Annotated in this window: 12 protein-coding genes; 7 read left to right on the top strand and 5 right to left on the bottom strand. The window is 75.7% G+C overall.

Annotated features, from left to right (window positions below; genetic code table 11):
• Window positions 1-215: 215 nt before the first annotated feature.
• Window positions 216-2,399: an MMPL family transporter gene (locus tag ACL02U_RS13600; RefSeq protein ID WP_412791031.1), complete on the bottom strand. Its 2,184-nt coding sequence runs from the start codon at window positions 2,397-2,399 to the stop codon at window positions 216-218.
• A 329-nt stretch (window positions 2,400-2,728) separates the two neighbouring features.
• Between ACL02U_RS13600 and ACL02U_RS13605 the strand changes: the two genes are divergently transcribed.
• From ACL02U_RS13605 to ACL02U_RS13615, 3 genes are read left to right on the top strand one after another with little or no spacing between them, the layout of a single operon-like run.
• Window positions 2,729-4,492 carry an SDR family oxidoreductase gene (locus tag ACL02U_RS13605; RefSeq protein ID WP_412791032.1) on the top strand — a complete coding sequence of 588 codons (1,764 nt, stop codon included), beginning with the start codon at window positions 2,729-2,731 and terminating at the stop codon, window positions 4,490-4,492.
• Between the two features lie 5 nt (window positions 4,493-4,497).
• The gene (locus tag ACL02U_RS13610; protein WP_412791033.1) at window positions 4,498-5,874 is read left to right on the top strand and encodes a cryptochrome/photolyase family protein; all 1,377 of its coding nucleotides are present in this window, start codon (window positions 4,498-4,500) and stop codon (window positions 5,872-5,874) included.
• Window positions 5,875-5,886: 12 nt separating this feature from the next.
• Window positions 5,887-7,392, top strand: a complete 1,506-nt coding sequence (locus tag ACL02U_RS13615; protein ID WP_412791034.1) for a cryptochrome/photolyase family protein — start codon at window positions 5,887-5,889, stop codon at window positions 7,390-7,392.
• 97 nt (window positions 7,393-7,489) lie between these two features.
• Here the strand turns inward: ACL02U_RS13615 and ACL02U_RS13620 are convergent, their stop codons facing one another.
• Window positions 7,490-8,740 carry an NAD(P)/FAD-dependent oxidoreductase gene (locus tag ACL02U_RS13620; RefSeq protein WP_412791035.1) on the bottom strand — a complete coding sequence of 417 codons (1,251 nt, stop codon included), beginning with the start codon at window positions 8,738-8,740 and terminating at the stop codon, window positions 7,490-7,492.
• Window positions 8,741-9,112: 372 nt separating this feature from the next.
• On the opposite strand from ACL02U_RS13620, the gene ACL02U_RS13625 reads away from it, so the two are divergent.
• From ACL02U_RS13625 to ACL02U_RS13640, 4 genes are read left to right on the top strand one after another with little or no spacing between them, the layout of a single operon-like run.
• Window positions 9,113-10,270 carry a polyprenyl synthetase family protein gene (locus ACL02U_RS13625; RefSeq protein ID WP_412791036.1) on the top strand — a complete coding sequence of 386 codons (1,158 nt, stop codon included), beginning with the start codon at window positions 9,113-9,115 and terminating at the stop codon, window positions 10,268-10,270.
• On the top strand, window positions 10,267-11,820 hold the full coding sequence (gene crtI / locus ACL02U_RS13630; protein ID WP_412791037.1) for a phytoene desaturase family protein: 1,554 nt from the start codon (window positions 10,267-10,269) through the stop codon (window positions 11,818-11,820). Before ACL02U_RS13625 ends, crtI begins: the two co-directional genes overlap by 4 nt.
• Window positions 11,817-12,881: a phytoene/squalene synthase family protein gene (locus ACL02U_RS13635; RefSeq protein ID WP_412791038.1), complete on the top strand. Its 1,065-nt coding sequence runs from the start codon at window positions 11,817-11,819 to the stop codon at window positions 12,879-12,881. Before crtI ends, ACL02U_RS13635 begins: the two co-directional genes overlap by 4 nt.
• Window positions 12,878-13,960, top strand: coding sequence for a DUF5914 domain-containing protein (locus ACL02U_RS13640; protein WP_412791039.1), 1,083 nt, complete (start codon window positions 12,878-12,880; stop codon window positions 13,958-13,960). The genes ACL02U_RS13635 and ACL02U_RS13640 overlap by 4 nt, the downstream gene beginning before the upstream one ends.
• 138 nt (window positions 13,961-14,098) lie before the next feature.
• Here ACL02U_RS13640 and ACL02U_RS13645 read toward each other — a convergent pair whose 3' ends face one another.
• The 3 genes from ACL02U_RS13645 to ACL02U_RS13655 form a co-directional block, all read right to left on the bottom strand.
• Window positions 14,099-16,843, bottom strand: a complete 2,745-nt coding sequence (locus ACL02U_RS13645; RefSeq protein ID WP_412791040.1) for a bifunctional YncE family protein/alkaline phosphatase family protein — start codon at window positions 16,841-16,843, stop codon at window positions 14,099-14,101.
• A 4-nt stretch (window positions 16,844-16,847) separates the two neighbouring features.
• Complete coding sequence (locus ACL02U_RS13650; protein WP_412791061.1) at window positions 16,848-18,203, bottom strand: ABC transporter permease; 1,356 nt, start codon at window positions 18,201-18,203, stop codon at window positions 16,848-16,850.
• A 62-nt stretch (window positions 18,204-18,265) separates the two neighbouring features.
• On the bottom strand, window positions 18,266-19,207 hold the full coding sequence (locus tag ACL02U_RS13655) for an ABC transporter ATP-binding protein (protein WP_412791041.1): 942 nt from the start codon (window positions 19,205-19,207) through the stop codon (window positions 18,266-18,268).
• Window positions 19,208-19,212 lie beyond the last annotated feature (5 nt).

The raw sequence follows: 19,212 nt of genomic DNA on the forward strand, positions 1-19,212 counted from the left end.
GGATGGTTGACGCGGAACGCCGCGCCAGCCCGCCACGGGGGCCGTATCCCCGCCGCCCGCTCGCCCGCCCGCCACGGGGGCCGCGTCCCCGCCGCCCCGCGCAGTGGTACCGGGCACCGTGCCGCGTCCCCGTCCGGCGGGTGCCGCGACATCCACCGCGCCGCCGGTCCGGAGCGGTGGGCGGGCGGGTGCGGCCGGCGCCGCCGGGACGGGCGTCACCCCTCCGGCTCGGCCGCGCCGCTGCGGCTCGGCGAGCCGGCGGATCGGCGCTCTGCGGGCACCGCGGGAGCCTCCCCGTCGTACCCGCCGGGGGCGCCGCCGGCCGCCGGTCGGCTGAGACCCCCCGGCCACCAGGCGGCCCGCCCCAGGTCCCGCACCAGCGCCGGGACCAGCAGGGAACGGACCACCAGCGTGTCCAGCAGCACGCCGAACGCGACGATGAAGGCGATCTGCACCAGGAACGCCAGCGGGATCACGACGAGCGCGGCGAACGTCGCCGCCAGCACCACCCCCGCCGAGGTGATCACCCCGCCCGTGGTGACCAGGCCCCGCCGCACGCCCTCGCGCACCCCGAGCCGCAGCGACTCCTCCCGCACCCGCGACATCAGGAAGATGTTGTAGTCGACACCCAGGGCGACCAGGAAGACGAAGCCGTACAGCGGCACGGACGGATCGGTGCCGGTGAAGCCGAACAGGTGCTGGAAGACCAGAGCGGACACACCGAGGGTGGCGAGGAAGCTCAGGGCCACGGTCGCCACCAGCAGCAACGGCGCCACCAGCGCGCGCAGCAGCCCGATCAGCACCAGCAGGATGACGGCCAGTACCACCGGGACGATCACCGCGCGGTCCCGTTCGGCGGTCTGCTCGGTGTCGTAGCGCTGCGCGGTGTAGCCGCCCACCAGCGCGTCGGCCGAGGGGACGTCGTGCACGGCGGACCGCAGCCGGGCCACCGTCGCACGCGCCTCCTCGCCGTCGGCCCCGTCACGCAACGTCACGTACAGCAGTACCCGCCCGTCGGCCACCTTGGGGGGCGCGTCGGTTCCGGGCCGTCCCTGCCCGGTCAGCGGTGCCACCGAGGCGACGCCGGAGGTGCCGCGGGCCGCGTCGGAGACCTCGGTGAGCCGGCCGGCGGCCGCGGTGACGACCGCCGGGTTGCCGGAGCCGCCGGGGAAGTGCCGGGCGAGCGTCTGCTGGGCGGCGACGGACGGGGCGTCGTTGACGAAGGTCTCGTCCAGCGGCACCCCCTTCGAGGTGAGCGTGGACGACAGGGCCGCCAGCGGCACCAGCACCAGCAGGCAGACCGCCCACACCCGGCGCGGAGTGCGGTCGACCCGGCTCCCGACCCGCTCCCACAGCCTGCGCCCGCGCTCCCGGGTCCCGGGCCGGGGCCGGGCCGGCCAGTACGCGGCCCGGCCGAGCAGCATCAGTACCGCAGGCAGGAAGGTGAGCGCGGACAGTACGGCGCACACGATGCCGATGGCGCCGACCGGCCCGAGCGCGCGGTTGTTGGTCAGATCGCTCAGCAGCAGTGCCAGCAGCCCCACCGCCACGGTGGAAGCGCTGGCCACCACCGCGCCCGCAGAGCGCCGCACCGCCGCCCGCACCGCGGCGAAACGGTCCCGGCCGGCGGCCAGTTCCTCCCGGTGCCGCGCGGTCAGCAGCAGCGCGTAGTCGGTCGCCGCGCCGATCACCAGGATCGACAGGATGCCCTGCACCTGGCCGTCCACGCGAACCACGTCGTGGTCGGCGAGCGCGTACACCACGGCGCAGGCGAGGCCCAGCGCGAAGACCGCCCCCAGGATGATCAGCACGGGCAGCAGCACGCTGCGGTACACCAGCAGCAGGATCACCAGCACTGTGACCAGCGCGACCACCAGCAGCAGCCCGTCGATGCCGGAGAACGCGTCGGCCAGGTCCGCCTGACTGGCGGCCGGACCCGCCAGCTGGACCGTGGTCGACGGCACCTGCCCGGCCGCCGCCCGCACCCGGTCGAGCGCGTCCGCGAGCCCGTCACCGAGGTCGGGACGCAGCGGGACGACACCGCGCAGCGCCTCGCCGTCCCCGGAGGCCAGGGGCGGGGACACCGGCCCGGCGAGCGCCGGGTCGCCGTCGAGGGAGTCCAGGGCCCGCGCGGCCGGGCCCGTCAGGGAGTCCGCGGACCTGCTCCCGTCGACCGTCCAGACGACGATCGCGGGCAGCGACTCGTCCTGCTGGAACGCGGCCTGCTCCCGCAGCACCTGCGTCGACTCCGCGCTGCGCGGCAGGAACGCCGACCGATCGTTGGTGGCGACCTCGCCCAGGCGCCCCGCGAACGGCCCGAGCACGCCCCCCACGCCGAGCCACACGACGAACAGGACCAGGGGGACGAGCCAGCGGGTGCGCCGGACGGACGACATCATGCTCCTTCATCGGGACGAATCGGCGCGTGCCGGGGACGGCAGCACCGGGAACCTACCGCGTCTACGGCCGGCGGAACGCCAACGGATGCACCCGCGCGCCACTGCGTGGGACCGGGCGCTCGCCCCGCTCCACGGCGAGCGGCACCGGAACGCTCACCCGGCCGCCACACGCACCGGGCGCATCCGGCGGCGCGGCCCGCACGGTAGAGACCTGTAGGAGCTGCGATGACACCCGCAGGGACCCGCGGTGTGCTGCACGGACCCGTGCGGCACGCCGTGGGTCGGACACGACGACGCTCCGGCGCAGCACGGCCGGCTGAGGCGGAACCATGGACGACGAACAGGCCACCGGGACGCGCGACGAGGGGCGGGCCGCGGACGCGCCCGCGACCTGCCTCGTGACCGGCGCGAGCGGCTACATCGGCGGGCGGCTGGTGCCGGAGCTGCTCGCCGCCGGACACCGGGTGCGCTGCCTGGTCCGCACCCCCGGCAAACTCCGCGACCACCCCTGGGCCGACCGGGTGGACATCGTCCAGGGGGACGTCACCGACGCCGACTCGGTGGCCCGGGCCATGGAGGGCGTGGACGTGGCCTACTACCTCGTGCACGCGCTCGACAGCGGTCCGGACTTCGAGCGGACCGACCGCCGCGCGGCCCGCGTCTTCGGCGAGCAGGCCCGCAGGGCCCACGCCCGCCGGATCGTCTACCTCGGCGGCCTCACCCCGGCGAACGTCCCCCCGTCCGAACTCTCCCCGCATCTGCGCTCCCGGGCCCAGGTCGGCCGCATCCTGCTCGACTCGGGCGTGCCGACCGCCGTGCTGCGCGCCGCGGTCATCATCGGTTCCGGCTCCGCCAGCTTCGAGATGCTGCGCTACCTCACCGAGCGGCTGCCGGTGATGGTCACCCCGCGCTGGGTGCACACCCGCATCCAGCCGATCGCCGTGCGGGACGTGCTGCGCATCCTCGTCGGTTCCGCCGGCCTGCCGCCCACCGTCAACCGGACCTTCGACATCGGCGGACCGGAGGTGCTCACCTACCTGGACATGATGCGCCGGTACGCCGCCGTGGCAGGGCTGCCGCGGCGCCTCATCCTGCCGGTGCCCGTGCTCACCCCGGGCCTGTCCAGCCACTGGGTGGGGCTGGTCACCCCGGTGCCCGCCTCGATCGCCCGCCCGCTCACCGAGTCCCTGCGCCACGAGGTGGTGTGCCGCGACGCGGACATCGAGCGGTACGTGCCCAGCCCGCCCGGCCATCCCCTCGGCTTCGACCGCGCCGTCGCGCTGGCGCTGCAGCGCGTCCGCGAGGCCCAGGTCACCACCCGCTGGTCGTCGGCCTCGGTGCCCGGCGCCCCCAGCGACCCGCTGCCCACCGACCCCGACTGGGCCGGCGGCAGCCTCTACACGGACCTGCGGGAACGCGAGGCGGACACCGACCCCGAGGCGCTGTGGGAGGTCATCGAGGGCATCGGCGGGGAGAACGGCTGGTACTCCTTCCCCCTGGCCTGGGCGGTGCGCGGCCGGCTCGACCGCATGGTCGGCGGGGTCGGACTGCGCAGGGGCCGCCGCGACGCCCGCAGACTCCGGGTCGGCGACTCGCTGGACTTCTGGCGGGTGGAGGAGATCCAGCGGGGGCGTCTGCTGCGGCTCAGGGCGGAGATGCGGCTGCCCGGACTGGCCTGGCTGGAGATGGGGGTGGACGGCGGCGAAGGAGACGGACCGGTGCGCTACCGGCAGCGGGCCCTGTTCCACCCCCGCGGGCTGCTCGGACACCTGTACTGGTGGAGCATCTCCCCGTTCCACGCGGTCGTCTTCGGCGGTATGGCCCGCAACATCGTGCGTACCGCCTGCGCCCGCGGCGGGCAGCCGCGGCAGGCGGCCACCGCCGGGAGCGCGGTCACGGGCGGTGCGACCCCCGGGGCCGGGCAGGACGCCGCGGGCGGCGGCACCCCCGGGCCCGGGCGGGGAGACCCCGGATCCGCCGCCGGCCACGGCACCGGATCCGCCGCCGGCCACGGCACCGCATCCGCGGCCCCGGCCTCCCCGGAAGACATACCGGTCCGTACCGGCCGCCGTCGTCCTCCGGAGAGAAGCTGAAACCCATGCACGTCTCGGTCGTCCTGTTCACCTCCGACCTGCGTCTGCACGACCATCCGCCGCTGACCGCCGCGCTCGACTCCGCCGACGCGGTCGTCCCGCTGTTCGTGCGCGACCGCGCCGTGTCGGCGGCCGGGTTCGACACACCCAACCGCAGCGCCTTCCTCGCCGACTGCCTGACCGACCTCGACACCGCCCTCCGCGAGCGCGGCGGACGCCTCGTGGTGCGCTCCGGCGACCCGGTGGAGGAGGTGTGCCGGGTCGTGGCGGAGGCGGACGCCGACGAGGTGCACATGGCGGCGACGCACAGCAGGTTCGGGGCCCGCCGCGAGGACCGCCTGCGGCGGGCACTGGAGTCCGACGGCCGCCGCTTCTTCGTCCACGACGCGGTCACCGTCGCCGTGCCGCCCGGAGAGGTCACACCGGCCTCCTCGGACCACTTCGCCGTCTTCACGCCCTACCACCGGCACTGGGACCGGGTCGCGCTGCGCGCCGCGGCACCGGCGCCCCGCCGGGTGCACGTCCCCGAACACGTCAAGGGGGAGCGCCCGCCCGCCCGCGGCGACGGAACCGGCGTCTCGCCCGCCCTGCCCGCCGGCGGCGAGAGCGAGGCCCGCAGGAGGGTGACCGCCTACTGGCGGCACGGCCTGGGCGCCTACGACGACACCCGCGACGACCTGGCCGCCGACGCCACCTCCCGGCTCTCCGCGGACCTGCACTTCGGCACCCTGTCCCCGGTGGAACTGGTCCACCGGGCCCGCAGGCACGGCGGCGCCGGTGCCGAGTCGTTCGTCCGGCAGCTCGCCTGGCGCGACTTCCACCACCAGGTCCTCGCCGCCCGCCCGTCCGCCGCGCATGCCGACTACCGCACCAAGCACGACCACTGGCGCTCCGAGCGCACGGCGCGGGACGACGTCGAGGCGTGGCGGGAGGGCCGCACCGGCTACCCGGTGATCGACGCGGCGATGCGGCAGCTCCGCCACGAGGGCTGGATGCACAACCGGGCCAGGCTGCTGGCGGCCAGCTTCCTGTGCAAGACGCTGTACGTCGACTGGCGGGTCGGCGCCGCCCACTTCCTGCGGTGGCTGGTCGACGGCGACATCGCCAACAACCAGCTCAACTGGCAGTGGATGGCGGGCACCGGCACCGACACCCGCCCCAACCGGGTCCTCAACCCGGTCACCCAGGCCAAGCGGTACGACCCCGACGGGACCTACGTCCGCCGCTGGGTGCCCGAACTCGCCGACGTCGACGGCCGCCACGTGCACGAACCGTGGAAGCTGGCCGGCCTGGACCGTGCCGCGCTCGACTACCCCGACCCGATCGTCGACCTGTCCGACGGACTGGACCGGTTCCGCCGGGCCCGCGACCGGCGGAACTGAGGAGCGCGCCCCGTGACGGAACGGCACTGGCTGTTCGGCGACCAGCTCGGCCCCCACTTCCTCACGCCCGGCCCGTCGGGCCCGGCCGGGGACGCGCCGGTGGTGATGATCGAGGCCCGCTCGGTGTTCCGCCGGCGCCGCTTCCACCGGGCCAAGGCCCACCTGGTGCTCTCCGCGATGCGCCACCGGGCCGCCGAACTCGGCGACCGCGTCCGCTACGTGCGCGCCGACACCTACCGCGAAGGGCTCCGCGAGGCGGCCGGCGACGGCGGCGTCACCGTCCACCACCCCACCTCGCGGGCCGCCCTGCGCCTGGTCCGCTCCCTGGACCGGGTGCGGGTGCTGCCGGCCCGCGGCTTCCTGCTGCCGCACGAGGAATTCCGCGCCTGGGCCGACGGACGCGACGGACGCCGGCTGCGGCAGGAGGACTTCTACCGCTGGGTCCGCCGCGAGCAGGACCTGCTGATGGACGGCGACACCCCGGCCGGCGGCCGCTGGAACCACGACCACGCCAACCGCGAACCCCCGCCCCGAGGGGCGCGCACACTCGACGCGCCCCGGCCGTACCGGCCCCGTGAGGACGGCATCGACGAGGAGGTCCGCGCCGACCTGGACCGGTGGGAGCGCGAGGACGGCATCCGCTTCGTCGGCCGGGACGGACCGCGCCTCTTCCCCGCCTCCCGCCGCGAGGCCCTGGCCGCGCTGCGCCGGTTCACCGAGCACCGGCTCGCCGGGTTCGGCCCGCACGAGGACGCCATGCTCGCCGCCGACCCGGTGATGAGCCACAGCCTGCTGTCCACCTCCCTCAACCTCGGCCTGCTCGACCCCGCCGAAGTCGTCGCCGCCGCGGAGGACGCCTGGCGCGCCGGCCGCGCGCCGGTCCACAGCGTCGAGGGCTTCGTCCGGCAGGTCGCCGGCTGGCGCGAGTACGTGTGGCAGCTCTACTGGTACTTCGGCGAGGACTACCGCCACCGCAACGCGCTGCGCCACCGGGCCCCGCTGCCCGGGTGGTTCCTCGAACTGGACGCCGACGCCGTCACCGCCCGCTGCCTGTCCACCGTCCTCGCCCAGGTGCGGGACACCGGCTGGACCCACCACATCCCCCGGCTGATGGTGCTGGGCAGCCACGCGCTCCAGCGCGGCTGGGACCCCCGCGCCGTCACCGACTGGTTCCACCGCTGCTTCGTCGACGGCTACGACTGGGTGATGCTGCCCAACGTCATCGGCATGTCCCAGTACGCCGACGGCGGCCGCATGACCACCAAGCCCTACACCTCCGGCGGCGCCTACCTGCACCGCATGAGCGACCTGTGCCGCGGCTGCGCCCACCGCCCGGGCGACCGCACCGGCGAGCGGGCCTGCCCGTTCACCACCGGCTACTGGTCCTTCGTCCACCGCCATCGCGCCGTCCTCGCCGGCAACCGGCGCACCTCCCGGGCCGTGCAGGGCCTGGACCGGCTCGGGGACGTCGAGGAGGTGCTGCGCACCGAGCGGGAGCGGGGCGACGCACCGCCCTGACCGCGGCCCGGTCACCCGAGGGGCCGCGTGCCCCGCGCCGGGCGAACCGGAGCGCACCCCTGCGGTGTCCGCCGGTCGCGTCCCGCCCGCGCCGTGCTCAGCCGCGGGCCAGGTCGGCCGCCACCTCCCGCGCGGCCCGCGCCCCCGAGGCCAGCGCGCCCTGCACCGACCCCGTCGCCCGGTGGTCGCCGCACACGTACCGCCCGGCCCCCGCCCGGGTGGTACGTGTGAGCGGCAGCCCCGGCTCCATCGCGGGCAGCGCCTGTGCCACCGTCCGGGCGGTCAGCAGATCCCAGCCGGTGGTGTCGGTGCCGTAGCACTCGGCCAGGGCCGCGCGCACCGCGGGCTCGCGCCCCTCGGACTCCGCGCCCAGGACGGAGGTCGCCACCAGCGCGTACCCGCGCGGCGCGTACGAGGGGTGCACCTCGGTCAGCACGCAACTGTTCGCGAAGCGGCGCCGCACGTCCGTCAGGAGCGTCGGTTCGCGCAGCGGTGAACGCGGCGCGAGGTGGTAGTACGTGGTGACGGTGCGGTACGGCGGCACCTTCAGACCCGGCAGCAGGTGTGCCGCCGCCGCGGGGCCCGCGGCCACCACCACGGCCCGCGCCGCCACCGTGCGCTCCCCGCCGACGAGGACGCCGCCCTCGACGAGAGCCGTCACCGGCGAGTCCAGGCCGACCGTCCCCGGCGGCAGCCCCTCCGCCAGCAGTTCCGGCACCGCCCGCACGCCCTCGGCGGGCAGGCAGATCGTGCCGCGGGCCATGCTCCGCCACACCAGGTGGAAGAACCGGGCGGAGGTGGCCAGTTCGTCCTCCAGGAACACCCCCGACAGGAAGGGGCGGAAGAACCGCTCCACGAAGTCCTCGCCGAAACCCGCCGCGGCCAGGGCCTCCCGGGTGGAGCGGTCCCGCGCCCGCCGCACGAGCGCCGCCGGCGCCAGCATGTCCCAGCCGGTCAGCGCGGCCAGGGCCGCCAGGTCCCGCGGGCCGGCCGGACCGCCCGGCAGCGCGCGCAGCGCCGCACGGGGCGTCCTCGTCGGATCGGCGAACCGCTGCCGCCCCTCACCGGTGTGCACCAGGAGCCCCGGAGTGAAGGGCCGCAGCAGCAGGCGCCCGAGCGGCAGCCGCCGGCGCACCTGCGGATAGGCCGTGTTGAAGACCTGGAACCCCCGGTCGACGACGCAGCCCTCGACCCGGTCGGTGCGCGTCCGGCCGCCCACCCGGTCCCCGGCCTCCAGCACCCGCACCCGCAGCCCGGCGTCCCGCAGGTCCCGGGCGCACGCCAGCCCGGCGAGCCCGGCTCCCACCACCACGACGTCCCACCGCCGCTCACCGCTCACGCTGCTCACATCCGCCTCCTCGCCCGCCTGATCCCCCGCCGTGCGCACTCCGGGTGCCCACCGACAGCCGTTCCCCCCGCGGCCGTCTTCCCCGCGGAGGTGCGACCCGGATGCGCGAGCGCGACGGACGTACGTTCCCCGAATGGCGCATCCGGGTCGGCGCCCCGCGCGGAATGTGTCCACATGCAGGTGACACGACGGGCGAGAGGATCCCTGATGAGCTCCACCCAGGAGATGTGTCCGAGTACGGCCTCGCCGGGTGGCCCACCCGATCCCGACCACCGCAGGAGCGAGCCGCCGGGGGGCGCCGCCCGCCCCCCGGCGGCCGGCACGGACCCGGGCCGCCCGGCTCCCGCGCGTCCCGTCCCGGACCCGCGCGCCGTGGACGGCGATGTCGCGGAGGCCGTCCGCGACACGCTGGCCCGCCTCCTCGCCACCCGTCTGGCCCCCGCCCGGGGCCTGGACCTGCTCTTCGCCGGCGATCTCGCCGACCGCGTCGCCGACTTCACCCTGCAGGGGGGACGCCGCGGGAGGCCGCGCCTGCTGTGGTGGTCCCTGCGGGCCTGCGGCGGCGGCGACCCGGCGCAGGTCGACGCGGCGCTGCGGGCCGGCGCCGCGCTGGAACTGCTGCAGACCTGCGCGCTCGTGCACGACGACCTCATGGACGACGCCACCACCCGCCGGGGCCGTCCCGCGCTGCACACCGCCGTCGCTCGGCAGTACGCCGACCGTCAGCCGCCCCGCTCGGCGCACCGGCTCGGCGAGGCGGCCGCCGTGCTCGCCGGCGACCTCGCCCTGGCCTGGGCCGACGACGTGATGACGGACCTCCTGCTGGACGCCGCCGCCCTCCCGCCCGGCGCGGTGCAGCGGATCCGCGACGTGTGGCGCACCGCGCGGACGGAGATGGTCGCCGGGCAGTACCTCGACGTGCAGGGCCAGGCCACCGGGGAGTCGACCCTCAACCGCGCCCTGCGGGCCGCCTGCCTCAAGAGCGCCCTGTACAGCGTCGAGCGGCCCCTGCAAATGGGTGCCGCACTCGCCGGGGCAGGCCCGTCGGCGACGCAGGCGCTGTGCCGGGCGGGCCGCTGCGCCGGCCTCGCCTTCCAACTCCGGGACGACCTCGACGACCTGTTCGCCGACCCCGCCGCCACCGGCAAGCCGTCCGGCGGGGACGTCCGCGAGGGCAAGCCCACCTACCTCATGGCGGTGGCCCGGGCCCGCGCCGCCGCCGACCCGGCGGCGCTGGGCGTCCTGCGGGACTCGCTCGGGCGCGCCGACCTGACCGAGGAGGGCCTGGACCGGGTCCGTGACGTGCTCACCGCGACCGGCACCCGCGACCTGGTCCGGGAGAAGGTGGAACGGCTCGCCCGCCAGGCCCTGCGCCATCTCGCCGGAGCGGGACTGGAACCGGAACCGGCGGCCGTGCTGCGCACCCTGCTCGCCGAGCTGACCGGCACCCGCCGGGAGGCCGCCGAACGGGTCGGCGGGCTGCCGTTCGCCGCCGCGTTCGCCGCCGCGGGGACGGAGGCCCGCCGGTGACCAGGACGCTGAAGGGACCCACCGACCACGTGGTGGTCGTCGGAGCCGGGCTGGCCGGCCTGTCCGCCGCCCTGCACCTGCTCGGCGCGGGACGGCGGGTGACCATCGTCGAACGCGACACCGGCCCCGGCGGGCGGGCCGGCCGGCTGGTCCGCGGCGGCTACCGCATCGACACCGGGCCGACGGTGCTGACCATGCCGGAGATCGCCGACGAGGCCTTCGCCGCGGTCGGCGCCGCACTGCGCGACCGCGTCGAACTGATCCCGCTGCACCCCGCCTACCGGGCCTCCTTCGCCGACGGCAGCAGCCTCGACGTGCACACCGACGCGGACGCCATGGAGGCGGAGGTGGAGCGCTTCGCCGGTCCCGCCGAGGCGGCCGGCTACCGCAGGCTGCGCCGCTGGCTGACGGAGCTGTACCGCGCCGAACGGAACCGTTTCCTCGACGCCGACTTCGACGCGCCGTGGCAACTGCTCGGCCCGGACCTCTACCGGCTGGCCGCCCTCGGCGGCTTCGGCCGCTGGGAGTCCGGCGTCGCCCGCCACCTCGGCGACGAGCGGCTGCGGCGCGTCTTCACCTTCCAGTCCCTGTACGCGGGCGTGGCCCCGGCCCGCGCCCTCGCCGCCTACGCCGTGATCGCCTACATGGACACCGTCGCCGGCGTGTACTTCCCGCGCGGCGGCATGCACAGCCTGCCGACGGCCATGGCCGAGACCGCCGAGGACGCCGGGGCCGTCCTCCACTACGGCCGCACGGTCACCCGACTGGAACGCACCGGCGACCGGATCACCGCGGTCATCACCGACCAGGGCCGCATCCCCTGCGACGCCGTCGTGCTCACCCCCGACCTACCGGTCACCTACCGCCTCCTCGGCCGCGCCCCTCGCCGCCCCGCACGGCTGCGGCACGCCCCCTCGGCGGTCGTCCTGCACGCCGGCTGCGACCGCACCTGGCCGCAGCTCGCCCACCACACGCTGTCCTTCGGGCACGCCTGGCAGCGCACCTTCGACGAGCTCACCCGCACGGGCGAGCTGATGAGCGACCCCTCGCTGCTGATCACCCGGCCCACCGCCTCCGATCCCGGGCTGGCCCCGCCGGGACACCACCTGCACTACATCCTGGCGCCCTGCCCGAACACCGGGATCGGCCCCGGGCCCGCCGACTGGCACGACCTCGGCCCCCGCTACCGCGACGCGCTGCTGCGCGAACTGGAGCAGCGCGGACTGCACGGCATCGGGGCGGCCATCGAGGAGGAATGCCTGGTGACACCGGCCGACTGGACGGCCCAGGGCCATGCCGCGGGCACCCCGTTCTCCGCCGCGCACACCTTCGCCCAGACCGGCCCGTTCCGCCCCCGCAACCTGGTCCGCGGCACCGCCAACGCGGTGCTGGCCGGCTGCGGCACCACCCCCGGAGTGGGGGTGCCGCCCGTCCTGCTCTCCGGAAAGCTGGCCGCCGCCCGGATCACCGGCCCCGGCCGCGGCGGCACCACTCGGGGCTCCCGCCCCTCGGCCCGCCTCTCCACCCGCCCCGAAGGAGCACGTCCATGACCGCCCGGGAACTGGACGCCGCCGGTATCACCGACCCGGACCTGCGAGCCGCCTACAGTCGCTGCCGCCGGCTCAACGCCCGACACGGCCGCACCTACTTCCTCGCCACCCGCCTCCTCACCCCCGACCGGCGCCCCGCCGTGCACGCCCTGTACGGCTTCGCCCGCTGGGCCGACGACATCGTCGACTCCCTCGACAGCGGACTCGCCCCGGACGCCCGCGCCCGCGCCCTGGAACGGCTGGACGACGACCTCGCGCTCGGACTGGCCGGGGGACCCGGCGCCGAGCCGGTGGTGCGGGCCCTCGCCGACACCGCCCGCCGGTACGCCATCGACCACCGCCACTTCGCCGACTTCCTCGCGGCCATGCGCAGCGACCTCACGGTCTCCTGCTACGCCACCTACGACGACCTGCGCCGGTACATGCACGGCTCGGCCGCGGTGATCGGCCTGCAGATGCTGCCCGTGCTCGGCACCGTCGCGCCGCGGGAGGAGGCGGCCCCCCACGCGGCGGAACTCGGCGTCGCCTTCCAGCTCACGAACTTCCTGCGGGACGTCGGGGAGGACCTCGACCGAGGCCGGGTGTACCTGCCCGAGGACCTCCTCGACGCGCACGGCGTGCACCGGGAGCTGCTGCACCACTGCCGGCGGACGCGGCGAACCGACCCCCGGGTCACCGCCGCGCTCCGCGAGTTCGAGTCCCTCACCCGTGCCGCCTACCGGCGCGCCGAGCCCGGCATCGCGCTGCTCGACCCGGTCTCCAGGCCCTGCATCCGCACCGCGTTCGTCCTGTACGGCGACATCCTGGACGCGGTCGCCGCGACCGGGTACGCGGCACTGCACCGGCGTGCCGTGGTGTCGCGCAGGCGGCGTGCCTCCGTCGCCGCGGACGGACTGCTGCGGCTGGCCGCGGCCCGCGTCACCGCCGGGCGGCGTGCCCCGGCCGCCGCGCCGGCGCCCCTCGAGGCGCCGAGTCCCCTCGACGCGCCCGCGACCCCCGCCCAGGCCGAGCCGTCCGCACCGCCCACCCGTTCCCACGTCCCGCACCTGGAGGTCGAGTGAAGCGCGCCAAGGCGTCCGCACGATCGCGCCTGCCGCTGCGGCTGCGCCGCTCCCCGGTCCGCTGGGAGCGTCAGCGCCCCACCTGGCGCGACGCCCGCCCCGCCCTGATCGCCGAGGCCCTCAAACGGGCCCAGGCCCGCCCCACCGGCAACTGGTACGTCGTCGGGGGCTCCCGCGAGCTGCGTCCCGACCGGCCGCTGGCCCGCGCCGTCGCCGGCCGCGAGGTCGTGCTGTGGCGCGATCCCGGCGGCCGCCTGGTGGCCGGGCCGGGCGGCTGCCCCCACCTGGGGGCCCCGCTCCGGGACAGCCCGGTGAGCTGCGGCACCCTGGTGTGCCACTGGCACGGACTGGCCCTGGACGGGACGCCGTTCGCCGGCTGGGAGCCGTGGCCCGCACACGACGACGGCGTGCTGCTCTGGGTGCGTCTCGACGACGCCGGGGCGGAGACCCCCACCGGGCACCCGCCGGTACCGCCGCGCCCGGCGGCCGGCGCAGCGGTGACCGCCGTGTACACCGGTACGGGCGTCTGCGAGCCCGAGGACGTGGTCGCCAACCGACTCGACCCCTGGCACGGAGCCTGGTTCCACCCCTACTCCTTCGTCGACCTCACCGTCGTACGGTCGCCCTCCCCGGCCGGCGGGGCGCGCCGGGACGGCGGAGACGGCGCCGACGGAGTGCACGGCGCGGACGGAGCGGACGGAGTGCACGACGAGGACGACTCCTTCACCGTCGACGTCGCCTTCAAGGTCGCCGGCCGACTGGTGGTACCGGTGCGCGCCGTCTTCACCGCACCCGGGCCCCGCACGGTCGTCATGCGGATCACCGACGGGGAGGGCGTGGGCTCCGTGGTGGAGACCCATGCCACCCCGCTCGGGCCGGACGCCCTGGGGCGTCCGCGGACCTCGGTGGTGGAGGCGGTCCTCGCCGTCTCCGAGCGGCCCGGCTTCACCGCCGCCCGCCGCGCAGCCCCGCTGCTGCGCCCCCTGATGCGGGCCGCGGCCGGCCGGCTGTGGCGGGACGACCTGGCGTACGCCGAGCGCCGCTGGACGCTGCGCTCCCAGGGCCGCTTCCCCGGTTGACCGCCCCGTGCAGGCCGCCGACCCCGGAGGACCGGGCCGGCCGGGTCCCCGGAGCCGGGGTGCGGGCGGCGGCAACGGGGCGGGGCCCCGGACCGGCGTCCTGCCCGGCCCGGGACCCCGCCGAGGGAGCCGCCGACGTCAGCCGTCGGACTCCGACGACGGGAGGAACGCACCCGGCACCCGCTCGGGCGGGTACACCTCGTCCTCGCCGGGGTAGGGCTTCGTCCAGCCGTGCGTCTCGTACCACGTGAGGTGGTTCATCTGCGCCGGGTTGGCGTAGTCGGGCACCGCGTGCGGCCCGGTCAGCCGCTGCCGCGCCTTCCAGCGCGCCCACTCGGCCGCCAGCTTCCGCTTGCCGGCCGGAACCTTCTCCGGTGCGACGAGCGCCGCCTGCGGGTCCTGGGCCGCCGGGGCGTCCACGCCGCAGGAGGGCGGCGTCGCCAGACCGTCGGTCAGGGGCACGCGGTTCGGCAGCGCCCGGAACGGCCCGAAGTCGGGGTGCCGGGTGAACGCGGCGCGCATCGGGGTGGCGGCGCTGTCCTTCTGGTTCATCGGGTGGATGCCGAGGATCTGCTCGATGGTCCGGACGACCATGATCTGGCTGTAGTAGTGGCTGTCGACGACGCCGCGGCGGGCCCAGGGGCTGATGATCTGGATCGGCGCGCGGTGGCCGTCGACGTGGTCGAGTCCGGCCTGGGAGTCGTCCTCCACCACGAAGATCGCCGAGTCCTTCCAGTACCTGCTGTGCGAGATCTCGTCGACGATCCTGCCCGTGGCCAGGTCGTTGTCCGCGACCTGGGCGGCCGCGCCCGCCGGGCCGCCGGTGTGGTCGCTGGACAGCCAGAACATGTTCAGGTCCGCGGGACCGTTCTGCTCGAAGTCCCGCTTCCAGATCTCGGCCCGGTAGACGTCCGGGACACTGGTGTCGAACTTGGCGAACCCGTGCACCGACACCGCGTTGAGCGACGGGATCGGCGAGGACGACACCAGCCGGTAGGAGGTGTCCGCGCCGGTCGCCCGCATGGTGCGGGTGTCGCAGTACAGGTTCTGCCAGCTCGCGCCGCTCGGCTTGGTGAGGAACTGCTGGAACTCGCCGAAGTCCCGCACCGACCTCCCGGCCGCCTGCGCACCCGTCCACAGGAACCCCGAGCGCTGGTGGCCGAGCGCGTCGTCCTCGGTGTCGTAGCTGCGCCGGTACTCGCCGGCCGAGGACTCGGTGTACTCCGGATTGTCCGCCTGCATCAGCCAGTTGTGGCCCTCGGCGGAGTTGGTGCCGATGTCGTACGTGTTGTCGTACAGGCCGAACTGCCGGGCCAGGGCGTGCTGGTTCGGTGTCACGTTCTCACCGAACTCCGTCAGCGACGGGTCGCCGTCGCCTTCCGGCATGTCCCCGAAGACCTGGTCGTAGGTCCGGTTCTCCTTGACGATCAGGAAGACGTGTTTGATCGTCGAGGGGTCGCCGAGCCGCTGCGGGACGGGTACCGGCGCGGCCGTGCCCCTGCCGTGGCGGGTGAGGACCGAGCCGGGGGTCCAGCCGTTCTGCCGGAACACCTTGGCCGTCTCGGCCCTGACGACCCGGTCGGCGGGCATCGTGAACCGCTGCACGCTCGACGTCGTGTCGTGGGTGCTGTGCGCACCGCCGGCGTTCGGCCGGCGGGCGTCGATGCCGCGGGTGTTGGAGACCACCACCCGGTCGCCGACGGTGGCGATCTCCGCGGGGAAGTAGTCCGTGGGCAGCAGGCCCACGTAGCCGACGGGCTCCTGCGGGCTCGTGTACCGGTACACGGCCACCGCGTCGGCCCGCCCCAGCGTCACCAGCAGGCGGCCGTCGTCGGTCAGGGTCACCGCGTCCGGCTCGTAGCCCACCGACGCCTCGGGCCACGGCTGCGTGTCGACGGTCTGCACGACCTCGTCCTTCGACGCGTCGATGACGGACACGTCGTTGGTGGCGGTGTCGGTGACGAACACCGCACCGTCCTTGGCGTACACCGCGGTCGGGTGCAGCCCGACGCCGATGCTGCGCACCGGGGCGTCGGGGTGGGACGGATCGATGACGCTGACCGTTCCGGTGGTGGTCGCCGCGGTCACCGGGTCCGCGGGGACCTGCGTGCCGTACGAGTTGACCGTGGTGTCGCCGGGCCGGGCCGGACGCCCTCCCTCGTTGCTCACGTACAGCTTGCCGCCCGCCTCGGCCATCCCGCGCGGGGCGTTGCCCACGTCCCAGCTGTGCCGGATCACGCCGGTCGCAGCGTCGATCGCGACCACCCGGTTCTGGCCGTTGACCGCGGCGTACACGGTGGATCCGTCGGGGGAGAACACCGCGGCGGCCGCGAGCGCGTGCTGCGAGCCGCGGGCCGGGATGGGGACGGCCACCGGGTCGGAGAGGGTGCCGTCCGCGCCGACGCGGTACCTGGTGTACCCGTCGGTCCGCCCCAGCCACAGCTGCCTGCCGTCGGGAGAGTAGGTGGGGCCCTCCTGGCCGACGTCGGTGGCCTGGCCGCCCTTGGCGGCGGCGATGCTCTGCACGACCTCGCCGCTCGCGAGGTCGACGACCACCAGCACCTTGTGGCCGTCGGTGACCGAGGCGGCGAGGTGGCCGCCGTCCGGGCTGACCGTCGAGGACATGATCTTGCCGTCGTCGACGACGAAGCGGTCGCCGTAGGGGTCGAGGTACTGGTCGTCGGCGACGACCCGGCCGCGCGCGGTGGTCTGGCCGACCTGGTCGTGCCCGAACCCGCGGGTCTGCGCGAAGGTGGTGCCGGCGGCGACCAGGGCGAGGGCCGTGATGCCGGCGGTCACCAGGGGGAGGCGGCGGCCCAGGCGTCTGCGGAGGAAGGCGGGACGGGCGTCGTGGACACGCCTGCGTCGGCGTGTTACCTGCATGGAGTCATCCCTTCGGCGTGGTGTGGAGCAGTTCGACGCTGCCGTCGAACTGCCAGAGCGGGTTCGGTGCGTCCCCGTGGGGGGTGTGCACCAGGAAGTAGCCGTTCACTTCCTTCGGCCCGTCGCCGTCGGCGACGAACCGCCCGTCGGGGGTGATGTCGAGCTGGTAGACGGCCGTGCCCACGGCGTCCACGTCGGGGAGGTGCCAGGACACGACGCAACGCCAGTCGTTGCCCGGGCCCGCGCCGGCGAACCGCTCGCCGCCCTTGCTGCACGCGGCGGAGGCGCGCAACCGGGTCTCGGTCACGTCGGGCCGGTGCAGTTGCGCGGTCTGCATGCGGTACAGGTGGGCGAACTCCGTGGCCAGGGCGCGCTCCACCTTGCCCTGCCCGATCCCGGAACCGGCCGCCCCGGTCGTCGTGGAGAGCAGCACGGTTGTCGCGGCGAGCAGCGCGGCCGGAGGGAGGATCGCGACGGCGGCCCCGCGCCGCCCCGGGCCGGACTCGGCCGGGTTGGTGAAGTCCCGCCGCAGGAAGAGCAGATACGCCAGTCCGGTCGCGGTCACCGCCCACACCAGGCTGACCGCGACCGCGATCAGCAGGGGGGTGAGCTGGGTCGGGGCGGTGAACAGGCCGTTCCAGCTGATGAAGGCGTAGCCGGGCAGGGCGAGGCGCACGGCGACGGGCAGCGGCAGCATCTGCGCCAGCTGCATGGTGAGGGCGGCGAGCGCGGGCAGCAGCAGCCCTGTCGGGGACCGCCCCAGTGCCACCGAGCCGAGCAGTCCGATACCGGCCAGGGCAAGGGTCGGCGCGAGTGCGCACAGCCAGGCGAGCAGCACCCGGCCGGCGGCGTCCGACGCCGTCAGCAGGTGCCCGTCGAGGCCGACCAGCGGCCGGTCGCCGACCGCCGCGATCCCGCCGACCGCACTGGAGCAGGCCAGTCCCGCCACGAGCAGCAGCAGGACGGTGAGTCCGGCCAGTGCCTTCGCGGCGAAGATCCGCCGGGGGGACCGCACCGCCACGAGCAGATGGCGCCAGGTGCCGAGCCGGTCCTCGGCGGCGAACACGTCGCCTGCCACCACCGAGGTGAGCAGCGGAAGCCCCCAGGAACCCGCGAACCCGAGGAGGACCAGCGGTCCGGCCCAGCCGGTGGCGTGCATCCAGCGCCCGAAGAGGGTGTCCGCGGGCAGAGTGCTCTGCCTGCTGACCGCGGCGACGAAGACCCCCGGGGCGATCCAGCAGAGCGGCACCAGCAGGCGGATGCGCCACTGGGAGAACGACTTGACCAGCTCGAAGCGGTAGCACCGGCCCACCGGGACGCGGCGCCCGCCGGCGGGGCGCGCGCTGCCGGCCCCGGTCACGCCCCTGTTCCCCGGGGCGCGGGCCTCGGCCGCACTCCGGCCTCCTGCGGTGCGGACCTCGGTCACGCGTCTGCCTCCTGAGGTGCGGTCAGGGCGAGGAAGGCCGCCTCCAGCGGCGACACCACGGGCACCAGTTCGCGCACCGCGACGCCCGCCCGCACCAGCCGCACGACCAGTTCGTCGAGGGCGGGTACCGGGGCGCGCACCAGGAGCGCTTCCTCGTCGCGGTGAGATGCGGGGGCGTCGGCGGGACGGATGCCGGGGGTGCCGGCGGCGATCCGGCGGGCGGCGTCCGGATCGGAGGTGAGCAGCCGGTAGTCCAGCTCGCTGTTCCTCGAGGCGAGCCGGCCGAGCGGTCCGGAGAACACGACCCGGCCGGTGGCCAGCAGGGTGACCTCGGAGCACAGTGCCTCGACGTCGTCCATGCGGTGGCTGGAGAGCACGACGGTCGTTCCGTCCGCCGCGAGCCGGGTGAGGACGCCGTGCACGTGCTTCTTGCCGGCCGGGTCGAGGCCGTTGGACGGCTCGTCGAGCACCAGCAGCCGCGGGCCGGTCAGCAGGGCGGCGGCGAGCCCGAGCCGCTGGCGCATGCCGAGGGAGAAGCCGCGGATCCGGTCGTCGGCGACCTCGGTGAGGCCCACCTGGGCGAGGGCGTCGTCGACGCCGGCGGCCCGTAAGCCGCGGCCGTGCAGTGCGGCCAGCGCGGCCAGGTTCCGGCGGGCCGTCAGGGACGGGTACAGGCCCGGCCCGTCGACGAAACCGGCGACGCCGTCGGGGACGGCGAGCGGGCGGCGCACCGCTTCCCCGAGGATCTCCAGGCTGCCGGCGTCCGGTGCCGCCAGTCCCAGCAGCAGGCCGAGCAGGGTGGTCTTGCCGGCCCCGTTGGGTCCGACCAGACCGTGGATCCGCCCCGGTGCCACCTCCAGCTCGACGCCGTCGAGCGCGACGACGTCGCCGAAGCTCTTGGTGATCCCGCGAGCCCGGACCGCGCGCAGTGTGTCCATAGCCC

The sequence above is a fragment of the Streptomyces sp. MS06 genome, from assembly GCF_047200655.1.
Lineage (GTDB): Bacteria > Actinomycetota > Actinomycetes > Streptomycetales > Streptomycetaceae > Streptomyces.

Excerpts from the sequence above, each read along its gene's own strand:
- ACL02U_RS13635 (WP_412791038.1), top strand. The coding sequence starts at position 11,817 with ATGACCGCCCGGGAACTGGACGCCGCCGGTATCACCGACCCGGACCTG.
- ACL02U_RS13645 (WP_412791040.1), bottom strand. The coding sequence starts at position 16,843 with ATGCAGGTAACACGCCGACGCAGGCGTGTCCACGACGCCCGTCCCGCC.
- ACL02U_RS13605 (WP_412791032.1), top strand. The coding sequence starts at position 2,729 with ATGGACGACGAACAGGCCACCGGGACGCGCGACGAGGGGCGGGCCGCG.
- ACL02U_RS13655 (WP_412791041.1), bottom strand. The coding sequence starts at position 19,207 with ATGGACACACTGCGCGCGGTCCGGGCTCGCGGGATCACCAAGAGCTTC.
- ACL02U_RS13600 (WP_412791031.1), bottom strand. The coding sequence starts at position 2,399 with ATGATGTCGTCCGTCCGGCGCACCCGCTGGCTCGTCCCCCTGGTCCTG.
- ACL02U_RS13610 (WP_412791033.1), top strand. The coding sequence starts at position 4,498 with ATGCACGTCTCGGTCGTCCTGTTCACCTCCGACCTGCGTCTGCACGAC.